Source organism: Pseudomonas sp. RW407 (genome assembly GCF_003176655.1).
In the GTDB taxonomy this organism is placed as follows: Bacteria; Pseudomonadota; Gammaproteobacteria; order Pseudomonadales; family Pseudomonadaceae; genus Pseudomonas; species Pseudomonas delhiensis.
The window spans coordinates 632,060-639,396 of record NZ_QGSL01000029.1 but is presented as its reverse complement, the minus strand read 5'-3'; the positions used below and the strand labels follow the sequence as shown (position 1 = coordinate 639,396).

Below are 7,337 nucleotides of genomic sequence, written 5' to 3'. Positions count from 1 at the left end.
ACCACGGCGAAGCCGCGGCCCGCCTCGCCGGCGCGGGCGGCCTCGATGGCGGCGTTGAGCGCCAGCAGGTTGGTCTGCTCGGAGATGCCCTTGATGACCTCGAGAATCTGCCCGATGTTCACCGTGCGGCTGTTCAGCGACTCGATGTGGGTGCTGGCGTAGCTGATCTTCTCCGACAGCTGGTTCATCGCGCTGATGGTCTGCTCCACCACCTGGCGGCCGTCGCCGGCCTGGTGGCTGGCGTCGCTGGCATGGTGGCTGGCGTCGGCGGCGTTGCGGGCGATCTCCTGGGCGGCGGCGCCCAGTTCGTTGATCGCCGCGGCCACGCTGTTGGTGCGGTTGGCCTGCTCGTCGGAGTTGGCCATGGACGAGTTGGAGGCGTTGACCACCAGTTGCGAGACGTCATGCAGCTGGCGCGCGGTGCCGGCCACTTCGCGGATGGACTCGTGGATGCGTTCGACGAAGCGGTTGAAGGCCTCGGCCAGGGTGCCGAACTCGTCATGGCTGTGCACCGCCAGGCGCTTGGTCAGGTCGCCCTCGCCCTGGGCGATGTCCTGCATGGCGCGGCCCATGGCGGTGAGCGGCTGCATCAGCACGCGGATCAGCATGCCCAGCAGGAGGAGGATCGCGACGATGGCGACCAGCGCGGCTATCACCGCCGAGGTGCGGAAGGTACTGAGCATGGCGTAGGCCTTGTCCTTGTCGATGGACAGGCCGATGTACCAGTTCACCGAAGGCAGGCCCTTGACCGGGGCGAAGGCGAGGATGCGGGTGGCGCCGTTGAGCTCGCTCTCGCTGAAGCCGTTGCCGATCCGCGGGGTGTTCTGCGGGTAGATCTCGCTGAGGTTCTTCATCACCTGCTGCTTGTCCGGGGCGACCAGCACCTTGCCATCGCCGCTGACCAGGAAGGCGTAGCCCATGCCGCTGAAATCCAGCGAGTTGATGATCTGCACGATGGCCTGCAGGTTGAGGTCGCCGCCGACCACGCCCACCGTCTTGCCGGCGGCCTGGGCCGGGGTGGCGATGGTGATGATCAGCTGGCCGGTGGCGGCGTCGACGTAGGGTTCGGTCAGGGTGGTGCCGCCGGCGGCCAGAGCGTCCTTGTACCAGGGGCGGGTACGCGGGTCGTAGCCGTCGGGCATCTTGTCGTCCGGGCGCATGGTGAAGGTGCCGTCCGCCTGGCCGAGGTAGGTGAAGCTGAAGGTCGAGGTCAGCGCCTTCTGCTCCAGCAGGGCGCCGAGCGTGGCCGGCGAGCTGTCGCGGCCGATGCTCTGGGCGCTGTGCTCGACCAGCAGGATGCGCCCGCTGAGCCAGTTCTGGATGTTGCTGGCGGTCACTTCACCCATTTCCTGCAGGTAGGACTCCAGGTCCGCGCGGATGGCGTTGCGCTGCAGGTAGTCGTTGTACAGGGTGAAGAGCGCGAATGCGGCGAAAACCACCAAAGAAGCGGCCAGCAGTATTTTGTGGCTGAACTTCAGGTTCTTCATCATCTTGTTTTTGCATCCAGGGAGGGGGCCAGTGATTGGGGGCCCCGACGATGGTTCGGGGCTCCCGGACTACAGACCGCGCGCCGGGTAGGGCGGCGGTGGGGGCCGCTCGCGGATGGCGTGCGGCCCATGGCACTCCTGTGCCGGTAAGCCCTTGCCCGGGGCTGAAGCGCCGGCTGATGCGGCTTTCAGACATGAAGTCGGCATTTTCCGTAGGAAGCTTTAGCGAGGCGGACGAACGGTAGCGGTCGGCGGGTGAAAGGCAGAAAGAAGCGTGGGGCGCCGATGGGCCGGGCATGGGAACGGACCGCGAATGGAACGTAGGGCGCATAACGCCTACGGCGTTATCCGCCGTTTGGTCCTGGTTCCCAGGCACTCCGCTCTCGGCCGGGAGGTCGGGCATGAGGTCGGTGTATCGGCGTATAACCGCGAACGGTTATACGCCCTACGGGTGCCCATGCCTCGCACCCTTGTAGGAGCGCGCCCTGCGCGCGATTCGCGGGCAGGGCCCGCTCCTACAGGTGGCATCTTGCGAACATGAAAAAGGCGCCCGCAGGCGCCTTGTTCATGGATGGCGGATCAGATACGGAAGCTGTCCACCAGGTGCCGCAGGCGGCCGGCCTGGTTTTCCAGGTCGGCGCAGGCGCGCAGGGTGGCCTGCAGGTTCTCCACGCCTTCCTGGTTGAGGGTATTGATCTCGGTGATGTCCATGTTCAGCGAGTCCACCACCGCGGTCTGTTCCTCGGTGGCGGTGGCCACCGACTGGTTCATCGCATCGATTTCGCTGATCCGCCCGGTGACGCTGGCCAGGCGCTGGCCGGCGCGGTTGGCGATCTCCACGCTCTCCAGGCTGTAGCGCTGGCTTTCGCCCATGGTGTTGACCGCCTCGCGGGCGCCGACCTGCAGTTCCTCGATCATGCCCTGGATCTGCTGCGCCGATTCCTGGGCGCGGTGCGCCAGGTTGCGCACCTCGTCGGCCACCACGGCGAAGCCGCGGCCCGCCTCGCCGGCGCGGGCGGCCTCGATGGCGGCGTTGAGCGCCAGCAGGTTGGTCTGCTCGGAGATGCCCTTGATGACTTCGAGAATCTGCCCGATGTTCACCGTGCGGCTGTTCAGCGCCTCGATGTGGGTGCTGGCGTAGCTGATCTTCTCCGACAGCAGGTTCATCGCGGCGATGCTCTGTTCCACCACCTGGCGGCCATCGCCGGCCTGGTGGCTGGCGTCGCTGGCGTGGTGCGAGGCGTCGGCGGCGTTGCGGGCGATTTCCTGGGCGGCGGCGCCCAGCTCGTTGATCGCCGCGGCCACGCTGTTGGTGCGGGTGGCCTGCTCGTCGGAATTGGCCATGGAGGAGTTGGAGGCGTTGACCACCAGTTGCGACACGTCATGCAGCTGGCGCGCGGTGCCGGCCACCTCGCGGATGGATTCGTGGATGCGCTCGACGAAGCGGTTGAAGGCCTCGGCCAGCATGCCGAACTCGTCGCGGCTGTCGACCTTCAGGCGCTTGGTCAGGTCGCCCTCGCCCTGGGCGATGTCCTGCATGGCGCGGCCCATGGCGGTGAGCGGCTGCATCAGCACGCGGATGAGCATGCCGAGCAGGAAGATGATGGCGACGATGGCCACCAGGGTGGCGATGATGGCCGAGGTGCGGAAGTCGCTGAGCATGGCGTAGGCGGCGCTCTTGTCCAGCACCAGGGCGACGTACCAGGACACGCCCGGCAGGCCCTCGACGCGGGTCATGGAGACCAGCTGGGTGCGGCCGTCGACGTCGACCTCCTGGACCCCCGGGCGGACCTGCGGCGCGCCGTGCGGGTAGATTTCCGCGAGGTTCTTGAACACCTTGCCGGCGTCCGGATGCAACAGGACCTTGCCGGCGTCGCTGACCAGGAAGGCGTAGCCGTCGCCGTCGAACTTCAGCGAGTTGAGGATGGCGGTGATGGTCTCCAGCTTCATGTCGCCGGCAGCCACGCCGACCAACTGGCCGTTGCGCATGACCGGCACCGACATGGCGAGGATCTGCTCCTTGGTGCCGGCGTCGAGGAAGGGCTCGGTGACGATCAGCCGGCCGGCGGCCACGGCGTCCTTGTACCAGCCGCGCTGGCGCGGGTCGTAGCCGTCGGGCATGGGCGAGTAGGGGCGCATGGTGAAGACGCCGCTGGCGGCCTCGCCCAGGTACACCGATTCGAAGTTGCGCTGCAGCACTTGCTGCTCCAGCACGTGCTGGATGCGCTCGGCGGTCGGCTCGCCGTCGGCCAGTTGCGCGGCCTCCATCTCCACCAGGTGGATGCGGCCTTCCAGCCAGCTCTGGATGTTGCTGGCGGTGAGGCTGCCGATCTCGCGCAGGGAGGTCTCGGTGTCCTCCTGGATGGCGCGGCTCTGGCGGAAGTCGTTGAAGAGGATGAAGCAGGCGAAGGCGAAGATCACCACGAGGGAGGCTGCCAGAAGGATCTTCTTGGCGAAGGACAGCGAGCGAAGCATGGGTAGAGCATCCTGCGGGAACGACGGAGTGGGCAGGCTGTATCGGCGGCGCCGGGCAGAACTTTAGCCGGCGGCGCGGATGATTGGCGTCAGAGGAATGACAGTTGCAGCAGGTAGCCGCAGAAGATCGAGAAGATGAAGGGAAAGGACTTCGAGCGGCTCAGGTCGAAGGGTTTCAGGCAGCTTTCGAAGGCCTTCGGCAGCCGTTGCGACTCAAGGGAAAGCTTGCTCGCCAGCATCAGCGCCACCGTCACCAGGCAGGCCAGGGCCAGGCCGTAGAGCAGGCTGTAGGGATCGCTGGCCAGGCCCAGCGCGGCGAGCAGCTTGACGTCCGCGGCGCCCAGCTTGCCCAGCAGGTAGCCGGGCAGGCTCAGCAGCAGGCCCAGGCCGGCCGCGGCGAGGGCGGCGGCAGGGGCGTGCTGGGTCAGGCTGTGGCCGGTGAGGAGCAACTGGCCGGCGGCCATGGCCAGGCCGCCGAGGGTGAGCAGGTTGTCCACCTGGCGGCGGCGCAGGTCCTGGACGGCACAGGCGGCCAGCCAGGCGCACAGCGCCAGTGTCGTCAGCATCCCCTGGCTGTCAGTAGAAGCGCGACGCCAGCCAGAACATGCCGGCGGCCAGGGCCATGGACGTGGGCAGGGTGAGGATCCAGGCCATCAGGATGTTGCGCACGGTGCCGCCCTGCAGGCCGCTGCGGTTGGCGACCATGGTGCCGGCCACGCCGGAGGACAGCACGTGGGTGGTGGACACCGGCAGGCTGTAGAGGTTGGCCATGCCGATCGCCGCGGTGGCGGTGAGCTGGGCGCTGATGCCCTGGGCATAGGTCATGCCCTGCTTGCCGATCTTCTCGCCGACGGTGAGCACCACGCGCTTCCAGCCGACCATGGTGCCCACGCCCAGGGCCAGGGCCACCGCGATGATCACCCAGAAGGGCGCGTATTCGGTGGTGCTGGTCAGGTCCTTGCGCAGCTTCTCCAGGTCGGCCTTCTCGCGCGCCGGCAGGCTGTCGAGCTTGCCGACCTTCTTCGCGGTGTCGTCCAGGCACAGCAGGTAGCGGCGCACCTGCACGCGGCTGTCGGCGGACAGTTCGTTGTAGCTGGAGATGCCCTTGATGTCGCTCAGCAGGCCCTTGAGGGTGGACTCGGTCTGCTTCGGCTCGCAGCGGTACAGCTCGGGCATCTCGCCGTCGGCGCCCTTGCCCAGGGCCAGCATGTCGCCGAGCACGTCGGTGTGGCGCTGGTAGAACTGGCTGAGGTGGATGGCGGCGTCGCGGGTGCGTTCGATCTGGTAGGTGGTGCTGTTGAGGTCGAGGACGAACTTGGCCGGGACGATGCCGATCAGCACCAGCATGATCAGGCCGATGCCCTTCTGGCCGTCGTTGGAGCCGTGGACGAAGCTCACGGTCATGGCCGAGAGCACCAGCACCAGGCGGTTCCAGAACGGCGGGTGTTTCTTCTCGTCGACTTCGCGGCGGGTTTCCGGGGTCTTGTGCATCTTCGACAGCGGGTACATCCACTTCAGTCCGATCAGCACCAGGGCGGCGACGAAGAAGCCGGCCAGCGGCGAGAAGATCAGCGACATGGCGATGTCGATCGCCTTCTGCCAGTTCACCCCGTCGGCCAGCGGCACGCCGGTGATCACCGCATTGGCCAGGCCCACGCCGAGGATCGAGCCGATCAGGGTGTGCGAGCTGGAGGCGGGGATGCCGAAGTACCAGGTGCCCAGGTTCCAGGCGATGGCCGCGGCCAGCAGGGAGAACACCATGGCCAGGCCGTGGCCGCTGTTGACGTTGATCAGCAGTTCGACCGGCAACAGATGGACGATGGCATAGGCCACGCCGACGCCACCGAGCAGCACGCCGAGGAAGTTGAAGATGCCGGAGAGAATGACCGCGCGGTAGGGCGACATGGCTTTGGTGTAGATCACCGTGGCCACCGCGTTGGCGGTGTCATGGAAGCCGTTGATGAACTCGAAGGCCAGGACGAAGCCCAGCGCCAGCACCAGGCTGATGCCTACCCAGAGGTCGAGTCCGCTGAAGAGATCGAACATGAAGTTTCTGTGACCGGTCGGTGACGGGGCGGCGATTATGCCAGAAGCGATAGGATGTCGTCTGAAACCTGAAGCGATTCTCGGAATCTCGCGACACCCGGTCGCACGGGGCTTGCAGCGCTGCGGGCAATGCGCTGCAACGTTTTCGCGGGGCCGCCGCCGCTCAGGTCGCGTCCTGTTCGGCCTGGCGTTGTTGCGCCTTCTGCAGGTCGCTCTGCATCTTCTCCAGTTCCCGGTCGAAGGCCTTGTCCTGCACGGACGGGCGCTTGCGCCAGGGCTTCTTGTCGGGGTCGGGCTGGGCGGCGTAGAGGGTGACCTCGCCGCCGTAGACATCCTTGTAACGCTGTTCCTGGCGCTCCAGTTCGGCGCGCAGTTCGTCTTTCGTCACCTGTGTTCCTGATGGCGTGTGGCTGATGGATGGGGATATGCGGGAAAAGCATAGCAGGCGCGATTATAACCGCTGCCGGGGCGCTGTCAGCCGGGTAGCGCGCGCGGAGGTGGGCTCGCACAAATGTAACAGCAGGCTACGCTCAGGAAGCGATCATCATTCGAGGAGACCGCTCCATGATCAAGCTCCGCCTTCCCCTGCTGCTGTGCGCCCTGTTGTTCTCGGTGCAGGGTTTCGCCGCCAACACCGCCCAGCAGGAAAAGATGAAGACCTGCAACGCCGACGCCACCGCCAAGGCGCTCAAGGGCGACGAGCGCAAGTCCTTCATGAGCAACTGCCTGAAGGCCGGCGGCGGCGACACCGGCAAGAAACTCACCCCGCAGCAGGAGAAGATGGCCCAGTGCAACAAGGACGCCGCGGCCAAGGCGCTCAAGGGCGACGAGCGCAAGACGTTCATGAGTGGTTGCCTGAAGAAATAGCCCGGGGGCGGCCCCATGGGTTTCGCAGGCTCAACCCATTCTACGACAGCGTTTTCCTACCCCCGTAGGAGCGGACCTTGTCCGCGATTTGGCGGATAACGCCGTAGGCGTTATGCGCCCTACGGGGAGCCCGGGAGCTTCGGGGTTCCGCACCAGACCGAACGGTCCCCTCTCCCGCTTGCGGGGGAGGGTTAGGGAGGGGGAGCGGAGTCAAGGTTTGGCAGAGGTGCCAGAGCGAAGTCCGTCCCCTCTCCCCAACCCTCGCCTACGCGGCCCGCCCTGAAGGGAGAGGGGGCCGTTCGGCGTGGGCGGATAACGCAGAGTCAGCCGGCGAACTCGTAGGGCGAATAACCGTTCGCGGTTATCCGCCGTTGGCCGTGTCACCGGGGCGTCCGGCGTGGGCGATTCGGCGGATAACGGCGTAGGCGTTATGCGCCCCACGGACTTCCAAGAAACAACCGG

At 66.5% G+C, this 7,337-nt stretch carries 6 protein-coding genes; 1 reads left to right on the top strand and 5 read right to left on the bottom strand.

All coding sequences use genetic code 11. The annotated features are described in order from the left end of the window. The 5 genes from DK254_RS35030 to DK254_RS03705 all read right to left on the bottom strand — a co-directional run. Positions 1-1,490, bottom strand: a 1,490-nt coding sequence (locus tag DK254_RS35030; RefSeq protein ID WP_109932977.1) for a methyl-accepting chemotaxis protein, incomplete at its 3' end; no start/stop codon positions are given. A 576-nt stretch (positions 1,491-2,066) separates the two neighbouring features. Beyond that, positions 2,067-3,962, bottom strand: a complete 1,896-nt coding sequence (locus DK254_RS03720) for a methyl-accepting chemotaxis protein (protein WP_109932310.1) — start codon at positions 3,960-3,962, stop codon at positions 2,067-2,069. 89 nt (positions 3,963-4,051) lie between these two features. Further along, the gene (locus tag DK254_RS03715; protein WP_109932308.1) at positions 4,052-4,528 is read right to left on the bottom strand and encodes a prepilin peptidase; all 477 of its coding nucleotides are present in this window, start codon (positions 4,526-4,528) and stop codon (positions 4,052-4,054) included. A gap of 10 nt (positions 4,529-4,538) precedes the next feature. After that, complete coding sequence (locus DK254_RS03710) at positions 4,539-6,008, bottom strand: inorganic phosphate transporter (RefSeq protein WP_109932306.1); 1,470 nt, start codon at positions 6,006-6,008, stop codon at positions 4,539-4,541. A gap of 163 nt (positions 6,009-6,171) precedes the next feature. Continuing rightward, positions 6,172-6,396, bottom strand: a complete 225-nt coding sequence (locus DK254_RS03705) for a hypothetical protein (protein WP_109932304.1) — start codon at positions 6,394-6,396, stop codon at positions 6,172-6,174. A 176-nt stretch (positions 6,397-6,572) separates the two neighbouring features. On the opposite strand from DK254_RS03705, the gene DK254_RS03700 reads away from it, so the two are divergent. Continuing rightward, positions 6,573-6,875 carry a PsiF family protein gene (locus tag DK254_RS03700; RefSeq protein ID WP_109932302.1) on the top strand — a complete coding sequence of 101 codons (303 nt, stop codon included), beginning with the start codon at positions 6,573-6,575 and terminating at the stop codon, positions 6,873-6,875. Positions 6,876-7,337 lie beyond the last annotated feature (462 nt).

Coding starts and splice junctions, on each gene's coding strand:
- DK254_RS03715 (WP_109932308.1), bottom strand. CDS start 4,528: ATGCTGACGACACTGGCGCTGTGCGCCTGGCTGGCCGCCTGTGCCGTC.
- DK254_RS03710 (WP_109932306.1), bottom strand. CDS start 6,008: ATGTTCGATCTCTTCAGCGGACTCGACCTCTGGGTAGGCATCAGCCTG.
- DK254_RS03700 (WP_109932302.1), top strand. CDS start 6,573: ATGATCAAGCTCCGCCTTCCCCTGCTGCTGTGCGCCCTGTTGTTCTCG.
- DK254_RS03720 (WP_109932310.1), bottom strand. CDS start 3,962: ATGCTTCGCTCGCTGTCCTTCGCCAAGAAGATCCTTCTGGCAGCCTCC.